The 19,675-nt window shown below is 57.7% G+C and carries 13 protein-coding genes; 7 read left to right on the top strand and 6 right to left on the bottom strand.

Annotation, left to right across the window (positions count from 1 at the left end; genetic code table 11):
- Window positions 1-23: 23 nt before the first annotated feature.
- The 4 genes from AB1L30_RS08255 to AB1L30_RS08240 form a co-directional block, all read right to left on the bottom strand.
- Window positions 24-3,245, bottom strand: a complete 3,222-nt coding sequence (locus tag AB1L30_RS08255) for a hypothetical protein (protein ID WP_367012943.1) — start codon at window positions 3,243-3,245, stop codon at window positions 24-26.
- Window positions 3,246-3,356: 111 nt separating this feature from the next.
- Window positions 3,357-3,776 (bottom strand): biopolymer transporter ExbD, encoded by a 420-nt coding sequence (locus AB1L30_RS08250; RefSeq protein WP_345087549.1) that lies wholly within the window; start codon window positions 3,774-3,776, stop codon window positions 3,357-3,359.
- A gap of 80 nt (window positions 3,777-3,856) precedes the next feature.
- Window positions 3,857-4,771, bottom strand: coding sequence for a MotA/TolQ/ExbB proton channel family protein (locus tag AB1L30_RS08245; protein WP_367012942.1), 915 nt, complete (start codon window positions 4,769-4,771; stop codon window positions 3,857-3,859).
- Between the two features lie 67 nt (window positions 4,772-4,838).
- Window positions 4,839-8,096: a tetratricopeptide repeat protein gene (locus AB1L30_RS08240; protein ID WP_367012941.1), complete on the bottom strand. Its 3,258-nt coding sequence runs from the start codon at window positions 8,094-8,096 to the stop codon at window positions 4,839-4,841.
- 412 nt (window positions 8,097-8,508) lie between these two features.
- Between AB1L30_RS08240 and AB1L30_RS08235 the strand changes: the two genes are divergently transcribed.
- From AB1L30_RS08235 to AB1L30_RS08225, 3 genes are all read left to right on the top strand, one after another.
- Window positions 8,509-9,486: an SDR family NAD(P)-dependent oxidoreductase gene (locus tag AB1L30_RS08235; protein WP_345087555.1), complete on the top strand. Its 978-nt coding sequence runs from the start codon at window positions 8,509-8,511 to the stop codon at window positions 9,484-9,486.
- A 287-nt stretch (window positions 9,487-9,773) separates the two neighbouring features.
- The gene (locus tag AB1L30_RS08230) at window positions 9,774-11,441 is read left to right on the top strand and encodes a prepilin-type N-terminal cleavage/methylation domain-containing protein (RefSeq protein ID WP_367012940.1); all 1,668 of its coding nucleotides are present in this window, start codon (window positions 9,774-9,776) and stop codon (window positions 11,439-11,441) included.
- 69 nt (window positions 11,442-11,510) lie between these two features.
- On the top strand, window positions 11,511-11,912 hold the full coding sequence (locus AB1L30_RS08225) for a hypothetical protein (RefSeq protein WP_367012939.1): 402 nt from the start codon (window positions 11,511-11,513) through the stop codon (window positions 11,910-11,912).
- Here AB1L30_RS08225 and AB1L30_RS08220 read toward each other — a convergent pair.
- Window positions 11,866-13,776, bottom strand: a complete 1,911-nt coding sequence (locus tag AB1L30_RS08220; RefSeq protein WP_367012938.1) for a cation:proton antiporter — start codon at window positions 13,774-13,776, stop codon at window positions 11,866-11,868. The two genes, AB1L30_RS08225 and AB1L30_RS08220, sit on opposite strands and share 47 nt — an antisense overlap.
- Before the next feature lie 186 nt (window positions 13,777-13,962).
- Between AB1L30_RS08220 and AB1L30_RS08215 the strand changes: the two genes are divergently transcribed.
- Window positions 13,963-15,189: a DUF1080 domain-containing protein gene (locus AB1L30_RS08215; protein ID WP_367012937.1), complete on the top strand. Its 1,227-nt coding sequence runs from the start codon at window positions 13,963-13,965 to the stop codon at window positions 15,187-15,189.
- 85 nt (window positions 15,190-15,274) lie between these two features.
- On the opposite strand, the gene ispH is transcribed toward AB1L30_RS08215, so the two are convergent.
- On the bottom strand, window positions 15,275-16,213 hold the full coding sequence (gene ispH, locus AB1L30_RS08210) for a 4-hydroxy-3-methylbut-2-enyl diphosphate reductase (RefSeq protein WP_367012936.1): 939 nt from the start codon (window positions 16,211-16,213) through the stop codon (window positions 15,275-15,277).
- 190 nt (window positions 16,214-16,403) lie between these two features.
- Here ispH and hpnC point away from each other — a divergent pair, with 190 nt between their 5' ends.
- The 3 genes from hpnC to hpnE are packed head-to-tail and all read left to right on the top strand — an operon-like array spanning window position 16,404 to window position 19,671.
- Window positions 16,404-17,351, top strand: coding sequence for a squalene synthase HpnC (gene hpnC / locus AB1L30_RS08205; RefSeq protein ID WP_367012935.1), 948 nt, complete (start codon window positions 16,404-16,406; stop codon window positions 17,349-17,351).
- On the top strand, window positions 17,348-18,232 hold the full coding sequence (locus tag AB1L30_RS08200) for a squalene/phytoene synthase family protein (RefSeq protein ID WP_367012934.1): 885 nt from the start codon (window positions 17,348-17,350) through the stop codon (window positions 18,230-18,232). The genes hpnC and AB1L30_RS08200 overlap by 4 nt, the downstream gene beginning before the upstream one ends.
- Window positions 18,232-19,671, top strand: coding sequence for a hydroxysqualene dehydroxylase HpnE (gene hpnE, locus AB1L30_RS08195; RefSeq protein WP_367012933.1), 1,440 nt, complete (start codon window positions 18,232-18,234; stop codon window positions 19,669-19,671). The genes AB1L30_RS08200 and hpnE overlap by 1 nt, the downstream gene beginning before the upstream one ends.
- Window positions 19,672-19,675 lie beyond the last annotated feature (4 nt).

Raw genomic sequence — 19,675 nt, 5'->3', positions numbered from 1 at the left:
GAAAGCTTCTGGACGACGTCGGCCTAGTTAGCCACGTCGTCGTAAATTGGCAGATGACGGTGATAGACTTCCAGCGAGAGCAGGTTCATCGTCGTCACATAGATGCGACCGGCGAAGCCACCCCACCGATCAGGTACCTGTCCTTTGGGATCCCAGCTTCCGGCCGTGGGGCCTTCCAGTTCCTGGGTTTGCTCTAGCATGACATGCAGCTTGCTGTCCCATGCTTCCCAGTGCTCGCCCCGCATGTGGAACATAACCTGGGTGGCGTAGTACCAGTAATACGTATCCCGCAACGGCATCTGAGGCGTCCCAATCGCCGGCAGGTTCTCTTTCAAATAGTCGGCACTGTCTTGCAAGATGCGGCTATCACGACGATTACCCAAATAAAGCTGAATCAACGCCCCAACCGCCGTCATGGTCTGCGTCGGCACACGTCCATGTCGCTGTTGATCGTTGTCCGGGGCATGCGGATTGTAAACATAAACCGCTCGGCCATTGCGTCGTGATTCGGCCGAAGCCAGCCAGCGGCGAATGCCATCGAACGTGCCAGGATCGACCCGCAGGCCTGCCAGTTGACCACTCTTGAGCGCCAAGGTCATCCAGCCGGTTACCGAGGTATCGGTGCCATGTCCTGGCGTATATCGCCAGCCGCCAAGCTGCCGATCTTGCGACGCTTCAATGAAGTCGAGTGACTTCTGCGCGGCGACACGTAAGTTCTCGTCCTGCGTCATCCCGTACGCTTCGCAGAGCGACAAAGCCGCGATCGCATGGCTGTAGAGCCGGCAACTCGAGTTCGACGCGGCATCCATTTCGATGTATAAGTCGCCGTTGGGCTTTTGATTTTCGACCAGGAACATCACACCATTGCGAACTTCGTCTTCGTACTTGTCGCTCAGGTGATCGTAGCCAGCGCCGAGAAACGCCAACAGTGCCAGCCCAGTTGCGGCGGTGTCAGAATTCAAGGTCGCCAGTTCATCCTGATAAATCGGGAAGTTCTCAGGGTGAACGGCTGCGAAGCCACGCAAGCTCCACCGTCCGTCGGCCGATTGATGTCGTGCCAGGAAGGCTAAGCCACGTTCGATTGCTTCTTCCGTTTCGCGGCTAGGTCGGACTGCTCCGTCCCCTGCCCCGCCCCCTTTTCGCATCGCTCGGCGGCTGAAGGCTTCGGTAGGAACCGCCGCTTTGGTACTTAGCAGCGGACCTCGTCGACCGGGCGAACGCACCGGAAGGTTGGCCATATTCGTGGTGATTTGTGGAGCGTCGCTTGTTCGGCGACGTCCGATGAATCCTGGCTGGGCCGACGTTCCGATCGGAGCCCCGGCCAAGTCGTTCACGCCTGGGCGTCCCGATGGCATGGCAGGTCCGCCGAGGTCACGCCGTCGGATCTCCGGCACATTGCCAATGCCTGGCAAGTTCCCCACCAGATCGCCACCGCCAGCAGGCATGCCGCCACCAGCTCCGCCAGGGATACCTTCCGCACTCGCTTGCGTTCCGACCATCGGCCCGGCAGCAGGCGTTCTTCCTCGTCCACTGGGCAGGCCCTGGGTTCCAGAAGCCATTTCGGCCAGCGATTCACCATCGTTGCCGCGGTTTCCGGTCCCGCGCGAGAGGGCCGAGAAATCGGTCCCAACGTTCGCTCCCGGCGAACCAACATCGGCAGCACCGACCTGACCGTTGCCGTACTCATCGTTCGCGTTGCCGGTGGCTTTGCCAATGTTCATCGAAGGAGTCGAGAACTGACCGGAAGCCAATGCGTCGGCATTGGCGGCCGCTTGATTACCGTTGGCTGGTCCCTGGAATTCGATCCGCGAGCTAGGGCCGACCATTGCCTGGGCTCCGGTGGCCGGCGAGCGACCGATCGAAGGATTCGACAGATCGCTGGTCACGATCCCTTCGTCACGCGAGGCAGCACTGCGTGTTGCCCCGTGACGTTCGACCATCTCGGCCGTTCGGGCCGCGGTGGCTGGCTTCGCCCAAAGTTGCCCAGGGTTCACGGCATTGGCCGCCACGCCATCGCCACCCACATCTTGCCGTGCGATCGATCCGGCGGCTGGTCGAAGCTGCGAACTGTTGGCCTGCCCCACCGTCGGTCGAGGAAGGTTCTCACTGATGTTGGTCCGAATCGTCGGCATGTTGCTGGAAGCGGCGTTGCGAGCGAGATCGTTACTCGAAGCGGATGGCGCGATCTGCTGATCGTTCTGCTGCTGGCTACGCGTTAACGCCATGCTGGCGGCCATCGCCGTCGACGTGGGGGACTGAACCGATGCCCGCGGCTGATTGGCCGGATTGGCGGCTTCCTGACGGGCCAGATCGGCAGCATTGGCCTGGGCTCGAACACGCTGCGGATTGTTTCGCTGGACATCGATGGCATCGGCCTGGGTGCGAGCCGGGTTGTTGGCTTGCATCTGCTGACGCTGGATTTCTTGAGCCTGGCTAGGAGAAAGCTGCGGCATGTCGGCGGCCGTGCTTCGACGCTGCACTTCGGTGGCGCGCTGCACGGCATCTTGAATGTTCGATTCCTGCCGCTGCATTTCCAGGGCCTGGGCGGCTCGTTGAGCGGCCGCTTGGGCGGCGGATAGCTCGACCTGGCGATCCTCTTGCTGCTGGACTTCGATCTGCTGGGCTTGCTCCAATTCGCGTTGCATTTCACGCGACTGCTTGGAAAGTTCGGAAGGAAGTTCTTTCAGCGATTCCTGCTTCGGTTGCTCGACTTGCTGCTCTCGCTTTTGAATCTTCTCTGGTTCGACTTCCCGCGGCAGTTCTTCCTGCGAGACGTCGTTTTCTTTCATCTTGGGCTGTTCGTGCTCGATCTTTTCCTGCTCCAGCGGGTCGACTTGCGCTTCGGCCTGTTTGGTTTCGATCGGCTGTTCGTACTCTTTTTCCGATTCGCGATCTTCGTTGATCTGGGCCGGGCTGTAGTCAGGGATGACCACCGGCTGCCGCTTGGGGCTTTTCTCGCGGTTCTCGTTCAGCGCGGTGTCGTTCACATTACCAACATCAATCGCCACCATGCCGAGAAACATGCTCAGATGCAGCACCAGGCTAAGCACGATCGAAAGCTGAATCCCGCGTCGCACGCTGCCCAGATCAAGCAGCGGAATGATCGCCAGCCCGACGAGCCAGGCAACCGCAGCCGCCAGAATGTAGGTCTGGGCGTTGTAGTACCACAGCTCGTGTTCCCAGTCGAACAACAGATAGCTGGCCGCACCGAAGTAGAGCATGAAGAACGTGTACGCAGTGTACACCGGCCAGGCCTTTTCCTCGGTGGAAACGGTCGGTGGGCGAGGTTCGTCAGATCTCCAAATTTGGGCCATAAGGTTTCCGCTGAGCTCCTGAATGAACGGAGCAGTTGCTACTTAGTTTGGCTCAATGGCGGCGGTGCTAATCGAGTAATTGCTGAGCTTTGCCTTGTTGCAGGCATTCATCACTTGGACACTGAATTCGATCTTACTGTTTTTATCGGCTCGAATGATGACCGAACTCTCTGGATTGTCGGCGGCAGTTTGTTCCAGCAGGGCTTCAATCTCTTCGATCGAACGCTGATCCCCCCGGACAAAAAAGCGACCTTCTTCGTCGATGTTGATAAACAGCTCGCGTGGCTGCGAAATTAACGGCTGGGCTTCGCTAGCAGTCGGTAGGATGACATCTAGCTTGTAATCTTCTTCATCAAAGCGAGTCATCACCATAAAGAAGATCAGCAGCAGAAACACGATATCAATCAACGGAGTGATATCGAGCATCGACCGAGCGCGACCGCGATTTAGTTTGACTGACACTAGTGGCTACTCTGCAAGGAACGATGAACGAAAGGAATCCAGCACGGCAAGCGGACGATATCAACTTCGCCCACGATCGATCATTGCGACCTCGGCAAGACCTGGGGCGAGGAACCTTCCAGCGGACCTCCTGGAGCGGCTCCGTGCGGAACGTCCTTCGGCCGAGCGCTGGTAGCGGAAGGCGTATCGTACGTGCGATGCTTGGCCCGTAGCTTTCCTTCGTAATGCTCGAAACCAGGAATCAGGTCGAACAACACTTCGTCCATCTCGTGAAACAACGCCACGATGCGGCTCTCAAAATACTGCGCGAAAATCATCGCGGGAATCGCAATCGTTAAACCACCGAGGGTCGTCACCAGGGCCACGAAAATACCGCCTGCCAACTGGTCGGCTCGGTCGGCTCCGATCTCGAGTTGGGTCGTTTTATAGAACGTCCAGATGATCCCCCAGACCGTCCCCATCAGCCCTAGCAGCGGCGCGACGCTTCCCATCAGCGAGATCCAGCGGACATTGCCATACAGCCGATCCGCTTCGCGTTCGGTCGCCTCGGCCACGGCGTGTTCCACTTCTGACTGCGGCCGCCCAATCCGGTGCAGCATTGCTTTAACCACATTGGCCATCGCCGACGGATACTTCTTGCACAGTCGATATGCTTCGCGTGGGTCGAGCCCTTTTTCGCTGAGTCGAAGTTGCGATAGCTCCCGCTGCAGCTTGTAAGGCAGGATGCGTCCGCGTCGCAGAGCAAACAAGCGTTCGAGCGTCAACGCGACGACGATCACCGACATCACGCCGAGCGGAATCATCATCTTGCCGCCGCGCAGCACGAGGCTGACCAGTGTGAGTGAGTCGGTATCGCTCAAGCGCTGTTCGATGATGGCCGGAGCTTCTTCCGGCTCTGGCTCGCCTGCGGCAGGACCGGCATCTTGAGCCCAGACAACAGCCGACATCGCCAGCCAGGTAATCAGCACGAGCGAAAGGCCAGTGGCACGTTTCATAAGGGTTCGCGTTTCTTGCGAGGATGAATCATTCATATCGAACGGTCGCTTTGCCTCTTGCAGGCGTTTAAAGTTTCGCCAGGGCATCCAGCCGGGCTTGAGCCAGTTTCGCTTCGGGTGCCTGCGGGTATCGCTCGACAACCATCGTGTAGAACTTCTTGGCTTCTTCAATGAATTCTGCCTTCTTGGCCGCTGCCGCCTCGCGGATCTGCACTTCGTTGCAGCGTCCCACTTCATAGGCACACTTGGCTTGCCATGGCTTTACGCTGTCGAGCGATTGCTCTCCGCCGAAGCCAAAGACCACGCGTTTGAACTGCCCCAAGGCATCTTCGTACTTCTTTTGCTCGAAGTAGATTTCACCCAGCATGAAGCGGGCTCGAGCACCTGCTAGGCCGCGAGACTGCTCGGCAGCTTTCTCGAAATCGGCGATCGCCTCCAGCGTCTTGCGTTCGTTATAAGCGGCCCAGCCTAGCTCGTAATAGGTTTCGCCCAACAGCGGTGAGTCAGGCAACTGATCGACCAACTGCGAGAACCACTTTCGCGATTCGGCCCACAGCTTCTGCTGGCTGGCCGATTGGCCGGCGTGCAGAAACAAGAGCGAACGCATTTCGTCGCTGGAGAGGCGTTTGGGATCGACGCGGCCGTAGCTATCCAAGGCAGTGTCAAATGCTTTGTCTTTGAAGAAGCATTCCCCCTGCATGAAAATCGCATCGGATGCGAGCGGGCCATTGGGATACTTCATCATCTGCTGGCCGAAGCCATCCAAGGCCTGCTGCGTCTTGCCTTGCTGATACAGCGACCACGCCTGCTTGTAGATCGCCTTCTCGCCGATCTCGGCCGACTGGGCCTGATTCGCGGACCGCGTATACCAGGTCTCGGCTTCGGCGTAGTCCTCTTTTCCATAGAACGCTTCGCCGACGTGGTACATCGCTTCCGGCGCCAGTGGGCTTTCAGGATGCGCCTTGGCAAGTTGCTGGAAGGTCGCGACGGCGGCGTCTCCTTTATTTTGAGCTCGTTGAGCCCAAGCCAACTCGTACAGCACCTTATCGTCGCTGGCGAAGTTCGGGTTCTGCTGATGCAAGGTAGTAAAGACCTTCTCTGCTTCCGCCGGGTTCTTGCTATCGACCAGGCTCACCCCTTTCAGGTACTCCGCTTCCTGACGCTGGCCAGGGTCGGTGCTCTTGGCGATGACGGTGTTCAAGTCGTCGATCGCTTCTTTCAGCTTTCCTTCGGTTCGCCGCGCGATCGCTCGACCGGTGTAGGCATCGACAATCAGTTCATGCTTGGGATGGCTGGTGATCAACGCACTGAACGCCTGATCGGCCTTCGCCGGGCTGGGCTGCTTGAGGAAGGCCCATGCCTGGCCGTACAACGCATGCGGAACCAACGCCGACTGCGGCGACTTGGCCAGCACCTCGGCATAAGCCGCGGCCGCATCAGGATAACGCTCGGCAGCGAAAAGGAACTCACCGAGTCGGAAGTTGACCTGATCGAGAATCTGACTCGACGGATACGAGGTGATGACCGACTGCGCCTGACCGATGGCGGACTCGGTCTGGCCGAGAGCGAACAGCGTGCGAGCGAGCATCAGTCGAGCTTCGTCGGCCTGGGCCCATTTACTGGAAGCTTTCACCGAGGCTTCCAGCGTTGCCTTGGCTTTCTCGAACTGTTCTTGCTGGAACGCGCTGGCCCCGACCAGGTAATTGGCCTGGGCGAGCAGTTCTGGATCTTTCAACGTCAATTGAATCGCGGCGACCGTCGTTTCGACATCGGCGTACTTGTTCTGGAGGTATTGTGTCAAAGCCAAACGCATCTGCCAGCGAGCGGCCTCTGGGCGGCCTTTGCCATCTTTCAGAAGTATCTTGAGGGCTTGCTCGGCTTCGGCCAGTTTGTCGGTTTGCAGCTTGGCTTCCGCTCCGACGTACATGGCATCGAGACGCGATTCATCCTGCGGATAGTTCTTGGCGAACTGGTCCGACAACGCGGACGCCTTCGCGAAGTCGCGGGTCTCGAGCGCAGCGAATGCCGCGTTGTACAACGCTTGTGGAGCTTCGACCGCTTGGGGGTGATCTTTGGCGATGCTCTCGTACAGCGCGATCGATTCCTGACGACGGTTTGGCTGTTCGTAGATTGCGTCGGCCAAGTCCATCTTCAAGTCGACCTGAAACTCGCTATCCTTCGCCTTGGGCAGCAGGGCTTTGGCCAGGTTCTCGGCTTCGGCTGGCTTACCTTGTTGCAGGTAGACACGCGTCAGCCAGTGAGCCGCTTCGACTTCGTACTTGCCCCCCTGACGCCCTGCGGCGGCGAGCCAACGTGCGGCATCGTCGAGGCGACCAGCACGATAGAAACAGCGCCCCGCCAACATCGTCGATTCGGGAGCATAGGCCGACTTTGGAAAGGTCAACGGGATTTGAGCATATGCGTTGCCCGCCTTCAGCAGTTCGTCCCGCTGCAAGGCACAGAAGGCAAGACGATACATCGCATGGTCGGCCAGTTCAAAGCCTTGCTTCTTCGAGGCAGCCTCGAACAATTTCTCTGCAGCTTCATACTGATTTTGCTGCAGCAGGGTCTCCCCTTTTCGCATGGTGACTTCGGTCGCCAGCGGATTGTTTCCGTAGCTCGTCAGGAACTGATCGAAAGTCTTCTGGGCGTCGGGATACTTTTGCAGTTCTTCCTGAGTGACCCCTTTGGCGTAGAGGGCATCCGGGGCGAGCGGACTTTGAGGGTACGCTTTGACGAGTGCTTCGTACGCGGCGATCGAAGGTTCCTTCTGGCCGGACAAGTACAGCGATTCGCCGAGGAAGTATTGAGCCTGATCGGCGAACTCGGTCTTCGGGAACTCTTTCAGTAACGCGGTGAACCGCTCGGCGGCGTCTTTATACTTCGCCGGATTGCCATTCTGTGCCCACGCATAGTTGGCCGAAGCGAGGTTCAACATCGCTTCTTCGCGGAAGTCGGCTTGGGGGTACTTCTTCAAGACCGTCTCGAAGTTGGCGGTGGCATCCGAAAACTTCTTCAACTGCAACTGGCAGACGGCCAGGTAGTTTTGTGCTTTGGCGGCGAGCGGATCGTTGGGAAACTTCTCGACGAACTTCTTCCATTCGTCGGCGGCCAACTCGAACTCGCCGGCATTCTGGTAGTTGACGACGTCGGAAAAGAAGAGGGCCGCTTCGCGCGAGGACTCTTGGCCGACTGCGGGAAATCCGCAAATCAGTACCAGCAACAAGGCGACGCTAACAACGCGACTTGCGAGATGCTTCCGCGGGGCTCCCTGAGGTGCGCTTCGTGCGGACAGGGAAACTTGGCCTGGGAACAGAGACAGCATGGAACAACGGTCCTCGTTATGGTTCAGCACGATGCAGGCAGTTGGGGTGGGTCTTGATGTCTATCTATCCACTTCCATTGTGACGGAAATTCCGGGAAGTTTCATTATTCCGCCTTGGTAAACCTTTTCTAAAGCTAAATTTGCGTGCCGAAAAGGAGTTTGCAGCAAATTTGAGCGCATTGTCGATCATGATAGAAAGAGTCGCCGAACCACCCAAGGGAAAACGTTGTAACATGACCAATGGCTTCTCTTAGGCGTGAAGTCGCGACATGGCGTGCCTGGCAGGTGATACTCGGCCCAGCTTTCTAGGGAGCTGCCCTCCCCCTAAGGTTCGCATCACTGGGGCATACGCACTACGCAAGATTTCGAGGATGGATCGCGCAACGCGGTCTTTGAGCAAAGCAATTCACGAATGGCAACTTCTCTTATCACTGGCGGCGCTGGCTTCATTGGATCGCATTTGGCGGAAGCCTTGCTCGATGCTGGCCACCAGGTGATCGTCGTCGACGACGAATCGACCGGCTCGAAGAAGAACATCGAACCGCTCTTGGATCATCCCAGCTTTCGCTTCGTGCATGGCACCGTTTCTGATCGCGACCTGGTGAAAGACCTGGTCAATCAGTCGGACGAAGTTTACCACCTGGCGGCTGCGGTTGGGGTGGCCTTGATCAATCAAGAGCCGATTCAGACGATCGAACGCAATATTTATCCGACCGAACTGCTGCTGGCCGAAGTGCAGCGACGTCACGCCGAAGGAGACAACGTGCGGCTCTTTTTGGCCAGCACGTCCGAAGTCTACGGCAAAAACCCGAAGGATAAGTGGACTGAAGAAGACGATTTGGTCTTTGGAGCCACAACCCGACCACGCTGGAGCTATGGAGCGTCAAAGGCAATCGACGAGTTCCTGGCACTGGCCTATTGGTACCAAAAGCAGACTCCAGTCGTGATTGGCCGCTTCTTCAATGTGGTGGGGCCGCGGCAGACTGGGGCCTATGGGATGGTTCTGCCTCGCTTCGTCGATGCCGCTTTGGCGGGCAAATCGCCGACGGTTCACCACGATGGCAGCCAGATTCGCTGTTTTGCCCATGTTGCGGACGTGGTGGGTGCCGTGATCCAACTGATGCGGACCGATGCCGCCGTGGGCCAGGTCTTCAATATCGGAAGCGACCGCCCGGTGACTATTCTGGAACTCGCCAAGATGGTGATCTCGCAGGTCAATCCGGAACTGGAAGTAACCTTCCAAACCTATGAAGAAGCTTACAGTTCCAACTTCGAGGACATCAACCGCAGGGTGCCTGACCTGACGAAGATTAAGAACTGTATCGACTACGCTCCGCAGTTCACCCTGGAAGACATCGTCGCTGACGTGATTCGGCACCAGAAGGGTTAGTTTCCACCAAACCTAGCTTCATGCCACTACAATTGGGGGCATGCGAAGCCGCAATGGTCAAATTGCTTGACCTGCCGGGCGTTTCCCGGTGGAATATCCTTTCGCGACGCAATATACTTAAACAGCTGGAATATCAACGAGTTCCAGCGATTCTATCGCCAGCTAGTCGACACGCAACTTATCTCCATTCGCTCGCATGGGCCGCCGTTCGGCCAGTGAGAAAAGGTACCTGATTTCAGCTTTGGGCAAGCTGAGAGGTCAGGCGCAACCAACAGGACGCACTCCGTATGTGGAATACTCCCAAACCGCTGTCTGCGATGAAAGCGCGCGGGCTGACGCTCGTGGAAATGTTGATGGCGACCGCCCTCACATTGATCATGTTCGCCGCCGTGGCTCAGATCTTCGGCATGATGGGGGCCAGCATGCGAGACGCCCGAGCCACCATCGAGCTCTCTGGCAACTTGCGAACTGTCGCCAATACGCTGCAGCAAGATCTCGATAACATCTCGGTCGATGTGCTGCCTTGGGTGCAGCCAGGAGCGAACCAAGGTTACTTCGAGATCATCGAAGGCCCAGATCGTGAAGTTGACTTCGCCACGTTGAGCGTTGTTCCAGCGGTGACCGATTCCGGATCGATGTGCGGCGATGCCGACGACATCATCTGTTTCACCGCTTACAGTAAAGACCAACCATTCACCGGCCGCGTTTACGGCACTCTGGCGACACGCCCCGCCGCGAATATCACTCCCGATCGTCCAGAGAAGTTCTACATCGATACGTCGTCGGGCAACTTCAGCACGATTGAATCGCACTATGCGGAAGTGGTCTACTTCACCAAGCTGACCCCGGCCGACGACCGTAATTTGGAAGCGACCGATACCGTCGACTATCGCGACGCGACGGAAACAGTCACGCTCTACCGCCGCGTGTTCCTGATTCGCCCTGATATCTTGATTGGCGACTCAACCGGTTTTAGCGGCCTTCAAACTTCCAATGCGCTGTCGAATGCGGAAGCTCGTAACTACTACGATCTTTCGCTTCGCAACGGCACCGGTGCCAACAATCGATGGCAGACGAACTCGCTGGAAGACCTGCAAAGCCGCGAGAATCGAATTGGCCGAGCGTTCGTGGGCCCCTCGACACCCCCGCATATCTTTCAACCAGCAACCTTGCTGACGTTCGAGCAGTTGAACGGCTCGCTGGGTGCCGGCAACTTGCTGAACCGTACCGGCGAAGATGTGATCCTGGCGAAAACCCTCGCGTTTGACGTAAAGGTCTACGACCCACGGGCCGTAGTGCTGGAGGAGCTCTCGGCCGGTACCATCGCGATCACACCGAACGATATCGGCTACGACGGGACGGACGCCACGAACTACAGCACCGTCGACTACATGACCGGTACGTTTGTCGACTTGAACTGGCAAAGCCGAGCCAATGCGGTGGCCGGTTCTGGCAGTGTGCTGGGTGGCATCCCAACCACGAAGTCGATGCTGAACAACATCGAGGTCAATTCGGCTTCGCTATACGGAACGGCTCCGACCACGTTTGCTGACCTGCAGACGAGCTTCCCAGGCATTCCTTCCCGCCTGACGCCTGCTACTCCGGGCGTTCCTGCTGCGGCCGGTACTGGTCCCGATCTAACGCTGACGTATGCCTATTACGACACTTGGCCGTTTCTGTACGAGATGGACGGGATCGATCAAGATGGCGACGGCGTGGTGGATGAAGGGACCAACGGTTTTGACGACGACGGCGATGGCGTGGTCGACGATAAGTACGCCACCGACTTAAACGGCGACGGCGACACGTTAGACGCCGGCGAAGCCAGCGAACTGGAAACCTCGCCGCCCTATACCGTGCCGCTGCGAGGCGTTTCTGTCATGATTCGGGCGATCGAACCAGCAACGCGTCAGGTTCGCCAAGACACTGTGGTGGCCGACTTCATTCCGGAATAAGCCAATCTCAGACAACTCGATCTTCAACGATGGCGGGCACACTCATCGAAGCGTGCCCGCTCTTTTTTTATGACGCCAGAACCTCACCTCATTCGCTTGAACGGCCCTTGGGAAATGCTCGCTGGATTGCCAGACGAGCCAGCACGGGTCAAACTTCCCGCCGATTGGCCACAGATCGTCGACGCGGCCCAGCAAGGCCCAGTGGTCTTACAGCGTTGGTTTCATCGTCCGACCGGTATCGATGATGGCAGCCAAGTGCAACTGCGGCTCGAGAACTTCCCGTTCGGGGGCAACGTGTCAGTTAACGATGTCAGTCTTGGGGCCTTTCCAGCTTTGGAAGAGCAAGCAATGGCGATCGAGATGCACCTCGAGGTACGCAACTGCCTGACGATCACCGCCGGCACGATGGCCGACCTGGAAGGCCTTACGAAGATTCCGCTGGTTTCGCTGGCGATTCTTCCGGCGGGCTAGAATCGCCGTCACCATCGCTCTTCGGCGGAAGCTTGATCGGTTCCGGGCGAGCATCGATCAGCGCGATGATCGTCTGGCCAGCCTTCGGCACGAAACTGTCGTCGGCCGTCACCATCCGCAAGCGGTTGGTTTCTGTGATGACAAATAGCAGCGTGGCCGACTCGCCATGTGTCTGCTGGAAGTCGTGGTAGGTGAACTCTTCGGTGATCGACGTCTTCTTGAACTGAGCACCAGCGGTCACGCGGCGAGCGATCTTATAGAAGTCGAGCCCGTGCCCGAAGATCACGCGGCCCCGCAAGTGATCCGAAACCGACTGACGCTTGCCAGAACCGGAGTCCCAGGGGCTAAGCTGGAACACTTCTTTGCGTCCGAACAGGTGCGTGAACTCCATACAGGCGAGCGAGTTCACCTCGTCATTCGGAGTCGCGGCCAGCAGTCGACCGACACCACCAAGGTTGAGTTCTTCGCTAACAAAGTCGGACAGAATACTCGCACACTGGGCGGAAAGCCCCTGCATACGTGCGGCAGTGATGTTGCGGAAGTTGGTATCGACCAGCACGACATGGAAGCCGGCGTTCTTAATCATCACCGCCAGTTCGCGGATCCAACGATCCGCCCCGGCGATTAGCACCCCCTGGGGTGCCGGACTGGCCAAGCCGAGCCACCGCGAAACGGGCGCCGCCGTAAGACCGTAGAAGGTCACCGTGCCAACAATCACCATAAAGACGACCGGCACGACCAGTTCGCCTTCGTTCAGGCTTCCGATCTGCTTCAGGTCGAGGTTTTCAGCATGGTGAGTCAGCTCGAACGAGAAAATCGAACCGACCGCAGCCGCCACGATCCCGCGCGGAGCCATAAAGCAGAGAAACGTCTTCTCCCGCCAGTTCAAACCACTTCCGAAGGTCGACAGGAAGACCGAAGCCGGACGCACCACCACAATCAGCAGTGCGACAAACAGCAGGCCAACCCAGCCCACTTCGATGAGTGTCGACAGCGGAATACGAGCCGCCAGAACGATGAACAAGCACGAGATCAACAGAACGCGGAGGTTCTCTTTGAATTCGAAGATATGGCGCACCGGAATCTGCTTTTGATTGGCCATCAACAGACCGAGCACGGTCACCGTTAACAGACCTGATTCCGATTGAATGTAGTTCGAGGCCGCGAACACCAGCAGCAATACCGCCAGGATGAACGCGTTGTGCAGGAAGTCGGGAATCCAGTAGCTCTTCAGCGAGAAGATCATCATGTAGGCGGTCAGCACACCCAGCACCACGCCGACCAGAATGGTCATGGCGATCGACCAGAGAGGCGTCACCCAGGTCGCCCCTTCGCCCGTCTTCATGATGAACTCGAACACGAGAACCGCCAGGACGGCCCCGATCGGGTCGATCACGATCCCTTCCCACTTGGCCAGCGAGCCAATCTTTCGAGAAGGCCTGATATGACTTAACAGCGGCCCAACCACCGTCGGACCGGTCACCACCACAATCGCCCCCACCACCGCGGCAATGGCGGGCGAGAAGCCCACGACGAAATAAGCCGCCAAAGAGGCGAGCCCCCAAACAATGAGCGCACCAATGGTTACCAGGCCGCCTAGGGCTGGGCCCACTTCACGGAGTTCCGCAAAGCGCAGGCTCATCCCTCCTTCAAACAGAATGACGGCGACCGAAAGCGAGACGATGGGAAATAAAACTTCCCGCCCGATCATTTCGTCTGGGTTTTGAGGCAAGAAGCTGGCCAAAAACCCAAATGCCAACAGCAGCAGGATGGAGGGGAGTCGCAATCGCCAGGAGAGCCACTGCGCGCTAATGCCCAGGGCCAAAATACCGGCAAAATAAAGCAGGTAAAGCTTTTCTTCCACAACACCATCTCCCGATCGCCGGCGCAATAGAGGGCGCTGGCATCCCCACGGACCTTTAACCTACCTTACGCCCCGCTCAGAGCAAACCCCGCGGATCTTCCCAAACCCTAATCATTTCTTTAGGTTAGAGACTTCTACCTATTGGCCCGATTAGGTCCTTTTATTCCCGCCCAGGAACGACACGTCATGCCTTTTGCCGCTCGCTTTTCCTCCAAAGCTCCGTTTTTATCGATCTTGCTGCTTGGGTTGATCGGGAGTGGCATCGCTCCGCAGGCCACGGCCTGGGGTCAAACGCCGGGACTGACGCCGGAAGAAATCGAAGATGGCTGGATTTCGCTATTCGACGGCGAAACCCTCTTCGGATGGAAAGCCATGGCCAAGAATGACTGGAAAGTGGTCGACGGTACCATCCAGGTCACCAGCGGCGATGTCGGCTTGCTCTGCACGACGACCCAGTTCGCCGACTTCGATCTGAAGGTCGATTTTAAAGCGGATAAGGATACCAACAGCGGGATCTTCCTGCGGTCGAGCCCCAAGCCGAAGAGTCCTTCCTACGACTGCTATGAACTGAACATCGCCCCGCCCAGCAACTCGTTCCCGACCGGCAGCCTGGTGGCTCGAGAGAAGGTCACGCCGGAATGTAAACCTGGCGAGTGGCATACCTTCGAGGTCCGCTGCCAGGGTCCGCTGATCGAAGTGAAGCTGGACGGCGAAGTTGTCTCGACGCTCGAAGACCGAGATTACCTGGGCAAAGGATTCATTGGCTTGCAGCATAACGGTGGCAAGGTTCAGTTTCGTAACATCGCCTTGAAACCGCTCGGGCTGAAATCGATCTTCAACGGCAAAGACCTCAGCGGCTGGAAGACTTACCCGGAATACGCCACCAAGTTCAGCGTCACCGAAGAAGGCGAGATCCATGCCGAGAACGGTCCTGGTCAGCTCGAAACAGAAGGCGTCTACGCCAACTTCGTCTTGCAGATGGATGCCAAGACCAACGCCGAAAACCTGAACTCAGGCCTCTTCTTCCGCAGCATCCCTGGCGAGAAGATGAATGGCTATGAAAGCCAGATCCATAACGGCATCGAAGGGGACGATCCGACCAAACCGCTCGATAGCGGAACCGGAGCGATCTTCCGCCGCTGTGTCGCCCGAAAAGTGGTGAGCAAAGACAAAGAATGGCTCACCAAGACGCTGATCGCCGAAGGTGCCCACATCTCGGTCTGGGTGAACGGTTACCAGGTGACCGATTGGACCGACGATCGCAAGCCTGACGCCAACCCTCGCAAAGGCCAACGCCTGGAAGCGGGCACGATCATCCTGCAAGGGCACGACCCCACCACCGACGTTCTGTTTAAGAACTTCGAGATTCAAGAACTGCCAGAACGCTGGCCTTTGAATCGCGTAAGCGAGTAATCCCCGAACAGAAAAAGCCCACGATCACGTGGGCTTTTTTTACGAATGGATTTCGAGCGGATGGCTCGATTTCGTGCCGTTCGTGCTACGTAATCGAAACCAACTTTCGCAGTTCCTTCGGCAGTGGGAAGTGCACTTCTTCTTCGCGGATCGAACGGGTTTCGATCGTGGCGTCGAACTTCTCGACCAGGTAATCAAGGCATTCCTGAACGACATCTTCCGGAGCACTCGCGCCGGCGGTCACCAGAACGTTTTCCACGCCCTCGAACCATTCGCGCTGAATGTCGTTGGCGCCGTCGATCAGGTAGCCAGGAATGCCTGACTCTTTGGCCAGTTCTTTCAGACGTTGGCTGTTCGAGCTGTTCTGGCTTCCCAGAACCAGCACCAGCTGCGCTTCCGATCCCAGGATTCGCACGGCTTCTTGGCGGTTCTGGGTGGCGTAGCAGATGTCGGCCTTCGGTGGGCCTTTGATTTCGGGGAAGCGGGCCTTCAGCCGATTGATGATGCGTGTCGCGTCGTCGACCGACAGCGTCGTCTGCGTCAGGTAAGCCAGCTTTTCAGGATCGGCGATCTCGAGCTTGTCGACATCTTCTTCGGTCTCGACCAGGACGATCGCTTCCGGCGCTTCGCCCATGGTGCCGATCACTTCGTCGTGGCCTTCGTGACCGATCAGACAGATCGTGTAACCCAGCTTGGCGAATTTGATCGCTTCCAGATGGACCTTGGTCACCAGCGGGCAGGTCGCATCGATCGCCGTCAGATCGCGATCTTTGGCCGCCTTGCGGATCTCGGGCGAGACCCCGTGAGCGCTGAACAGCAAGATTGACTTCGGAGGGACCTCTTCCAGGTCGTCCACAAAGATCGCGCCCTTCTTTTTGAAGGTTTCGACCACGTATTTGTTGTGGACGATCTCGTGATAGACGTAGACCGGCGCACCAAACGACTTGAGGGCCAAATCGAGGCACTCGATGGCCATGTTCACCCCGGCACAAAAGCCGCGTGGACTTGCTAAAATCACTTTCATGGGTCTGAGATCCTCCTCCATACCTTGCATCTTACCGCAACCCTTCTAGAGGGAATAGAGCGGCGGTCGCTGGCCAATGCCAGCACCCATCAAGGAATCGGCCTTTCTTTGGTGGGTAAATTCCCGCAAAATTGGAAGTTTGCGATCGCCCCCAGGACAGCAACCGACGGCCAACCTTTCCGGATAACGCGTGACTCCTTTCTTATATCAACTGGTGAATTACGGTCCCCAAGCCAGTTGGCAAACGCCCAGCACGCAGGACGCCTACGCCTATTGCCAGGACTTCACGGCCTCTTCGTACGAGAACTTCTCGGTCATCAGTTGGTTCCTGCCGACCGAATTGCACCCCCATTTTGCGGCCATTTACGCGTATTGCCGCTGGGCAGATAACCTGGCGGACGAGATCGCTGACGATGCCGAAGGGCTCAAGCTGCTTGCCTGGTGGGAAGAACAGCTCGAGTCATGCTATCAACAGGAAGCCCACCACCCGGTCTTTGTGGCCCTGAAACGAACGATCCACGAGTTCAAGATTCCGATCACCCCGCTCCGCAATCTGCTGATCGCTTTCCGGCAAGATAAAACCAAGAAACGCTACGCGACTTATCGCGACCTGCTGGCTTATTGCCGCAACTCGGCCGATCCGGTCGGCCGGTTGGTGATGTACCTCGGGCGATGCTATACGCCGGAAGCGGTCGTTTATTCCGATCGCGTTTGCACTGGGCTGCAATTGGCGAACTTCTGGCAAGATGTTCGCCGCGACTTCGAGATGGGACGTATCTATATCCCGGCCGAAGACTTCCAGCAGTTTGGTCTTTCCATCGACGACATGCCGAAGTGTGCCGAAGACGAGGCCTTCCAACAGTTGATGGAGTACCAAGTCCGCCGAGCCGACCAACTGCTGGCCGCTGGCGCACCGATCGTCGATTACTTTCCCTCGAACCTCAAGGTCGACATCGCCTTGTTCGTTCGTGGTGGCCAGGCCATCTTGAAGCAAATTCGCCAATACGAATTCGATACCTGGAATCATCGTCCGAAGGTCAGCAAGGCGACCAAGGCGAAGCTGCTCATGCGTTCCTGGTGGGACATTCATGTCCGAAAGAAACCGTTTGGCAGTCATGCCTACGAGGTGCCGGCATGACGACAACGCTCGCCGATAGCTATGCCCTGTGCCGACAGCTTTCACGCCAGTCGCGATCGAACTTCCTGCTATCGTTCTGGTTCTTGCCGCGTGCGAAACGTCAGGCGATGTACGCTTTATATGCATTCTTCCGTCACACCGACGACCTGGCCGATGCCGAAGGAACCGAGCAGTCGATCCAGCTCGAAGCCTGGCGTCACCAACTGAAAGCGGCCCTCGCCGACGATTACCTCGATGCCCGCCTACCAGCAGTCGTCGACACGGTTCGGCGGTACGAGATTCCACCGCAGTACCTGTTCGAGTCGATCGATGGCGTGGAAAGCGACCTGACCCGAACCCGCTTCGCCGACTTTCCGGAACTGAAGCACTACTGCTACCAGGTAGCATCGGCGATTGGCCTAAGCTGCTTGCCGATCTGGGGCATCCGGCCCAACTTCAATCGCGAGGCAGCGATCGCTGCCGGCATCGCGTTTCAATTAACGAACATTCTCCGCGACATTCGCGAAGACGCTCAGCGTGGCCGCATCTATTTGCCGCAGGACGAACTGGCACAGTTCGAGGTGTCCGAACAATCACTGCTGGAGGGTAAGCTGTCGCCGGGGTTCGAGCCGATGATGCGGTTCCAGATCGAGCGAGCCGAAAGTCTCTTCGCCCAGGCCCAGGATTTATGCGGCGATTTGCAACCTGATGGCCGGAGCATCTACGATGCGATGACCGAAACGTATCATCACCTGTTGGTTCAAATTGCTCGGCAACCGACGGAAGTCCTTCGTCGCAAGATCCAAGTTGGGTCGTGGCGTAAGGTCACCTTGCTGGCCCGACTGGCCATGTCGCGAATGCCGCTCGGTTCGCGTCGAACCTTATCGACGGAGGGAACCTGATGGACTTCAGCGCCATGCGAGGCCAACGCGTCGCGATCGTCGGAGGCGGCCTGGCCGGGATCGCCGCGGCGGAAGCGTTGTCTCGTTTCCCGTTCGAGATTCATCTGTTCGAGGCGAAGCGTTCGCTCGGAGGTCGCGCCGGAGCGTATCGCGATTCAGACCATCCCTCGCTGATCGATCGCTGCCAGCATGTGGCGATGGGCTGCTGTACCAACTTCCTGGGGCTTTGCGAACGCCTTGATTTGAAGTCGTGCTTTCGTCGTGATACGAAGCTGCACTTCATCGACCGCGAAGGACGCGTTCATCCATTCTCGGGCAGTAACTGGCTTCCTGCCCCGCTGCATCTGGCATCGGCATTTCGGCGGCAGAAGTATCTTTCGCGTCCAGATCAGAAGCGGATCGCGGCCGCCTTGTGGGAGATGGCTCCTCCGTCGGCAGTTAAAAAGTATCACAACTACAAGATGTACGACTGGCTGAAAGAACAGCTTCAGTCGGAAGAAGCGATCAGCCGATTCTGGGAGATCGTGTTGGTCAGTGCCTTGGGAGCTCCACTGAGTGAAGTCTCGTTCTCGGCGTCACGGAAGGTATTCGTCGATGGCTTTCTGCGGAATCGTCAGGCGTACCAGATCTACGTCCCGCGGATTCCCCTGCAAGATGTCTTCGACGTGCAAGCCGCCCAGCGTCTCGGCGAAAAGGGCGTGCAGTTTCATCGCCAAGCGACCGTGCGTCAGGTCGCTTATTTCAACTCTCGGTTCAACGTTCGCGTTGGGCAGGGTGGCGAAGGAACCTACGAGAATTTCATTGCGGCCGTCCCATGGCATCAATCGCCCAAGCTGTTCTCGACCGTGCTGAAGAACCTCATCCCGAAGCTCGACAACGTCGACGAGATCGACTCGTCGCCAATTTCAAGCGTTCATCTTTGGCTCGATTCACCTTTAACGAAGCTGCCCCATGCCGTGCTGCTCGACCGAACCAGCCAGTGGGTCTTCAACCATGGTCCTCGCCAACTGAAAGACACGACCGGCTATTACTACCAGGTCGTCATTAGTGCCTCGCAAGATTTGGCCGGCATTAAGCAGGAAGAACTGGTTCGCAAAGTTCTGGCGGAATTAGTCTCGGCCTTCAATGTGCCGCAGTCCCCTTACCTGCTCGATCAGCAAGTGGTTACCGAGAAGCAAGCGGTCTTCTCGGCCACGCCCGACCTGGAACGACTCCGCCCATCGCAAGGGACGATTTTGCCTGGTCTGGCCTTGGCAGGCGATTGGACGAAGACCGGCTGGCCTTCGACGATGGAAGGAGCCGTCCGTAGCGGTTACCTCGCAGCGGAGGCGATTTTGCGAAAATATGGCTATCACCAGCGGGTGATGGACGCCGATCTTCCCACCAGCTTGCTCTCGAAAATGCTCTGGGGGCTTCGGAATAACGACGACATCCGTTAGCTTC

The organism is Bremerella sp. JC817 (assembly GCF_040718835.1).
Taxonomy (GTDB): domain Bacteria; phylum Planctomycetota; class Planctomycetia; order Pirellulales; family Pirellulaceae; genus Bremerella.
The sequence above is the reverse complement of the archived record's forward strand: the minus strand, read 5'-3'. Positions and strand labels throughout refer to the sequence as shown.

Bases quoted from the DNA above. Each gene is read 5' to 3' on its own strand.
- AB1L30_RS08245 (WP_367012942.1), bottom strand. From the start codon at position 4,771: ATGAAACGTGCCACTGGCCTTTCGCTCGTGCTGATTACCTGGCTGGCG.
- AB1L30_RS08235 (WP_345087555.1), top strand. From the start codon at position 8,509: ATGGCAACTTCTCTTATCACTGGCGGCGCTGGCTTCATTGGATCGCAT.
- ispH (WP_367012936.1), bottom strand. From the start codon at position 16,213: ATGAAAGTGATTTTAGCAAGTCCACGCGGCTTTTGTGCCGGGGTGAAC.
- AB1L30_RS08215 (WP_367012937.1), top strand. From the start codon at position 13,963: ATGCCTTTTGCCGCTCGCTTTTCCTCCAAAGCTCCGTTTTTATCGATC.
- AB1L30_RS08225 (WP_367012939.1), top strand. From the start codon at position 11,511: ATGACGCCAGAACCTCACCTCATTCGCTTGAACGGCCCTTGGGAAATG.
- AB1L30_RS08240 (WP_367012941.1), bottom strand. From the start codon at position 8,096: ATGCTGTCTCTGTTCCCAGGCCAAGTTTCCCTGTCCGCACGAAGCGCA.
- AB1L30_RS08230 (WP_367012940.1), top strand. From the start codon at position 9,774: ATGTGGAATACTCCCAAACCGCTGTCTGCGATGAAAGCGCGCGGGCTG.
- hpnE (WP_367012933.1), top strand. From the start codon at position 18,232: ATGGACTTCAGCGCCATGCGAGGCCAACGCGTCGCGATCGTCGGAGGC.
- AB1L30_RS08200 (WP_367012934.1), top strand. From the start codon at position 17,348: ATGACGACAACGCTCGCCGATAGCTATGCCCTGTGCCGACAGCTTTCA.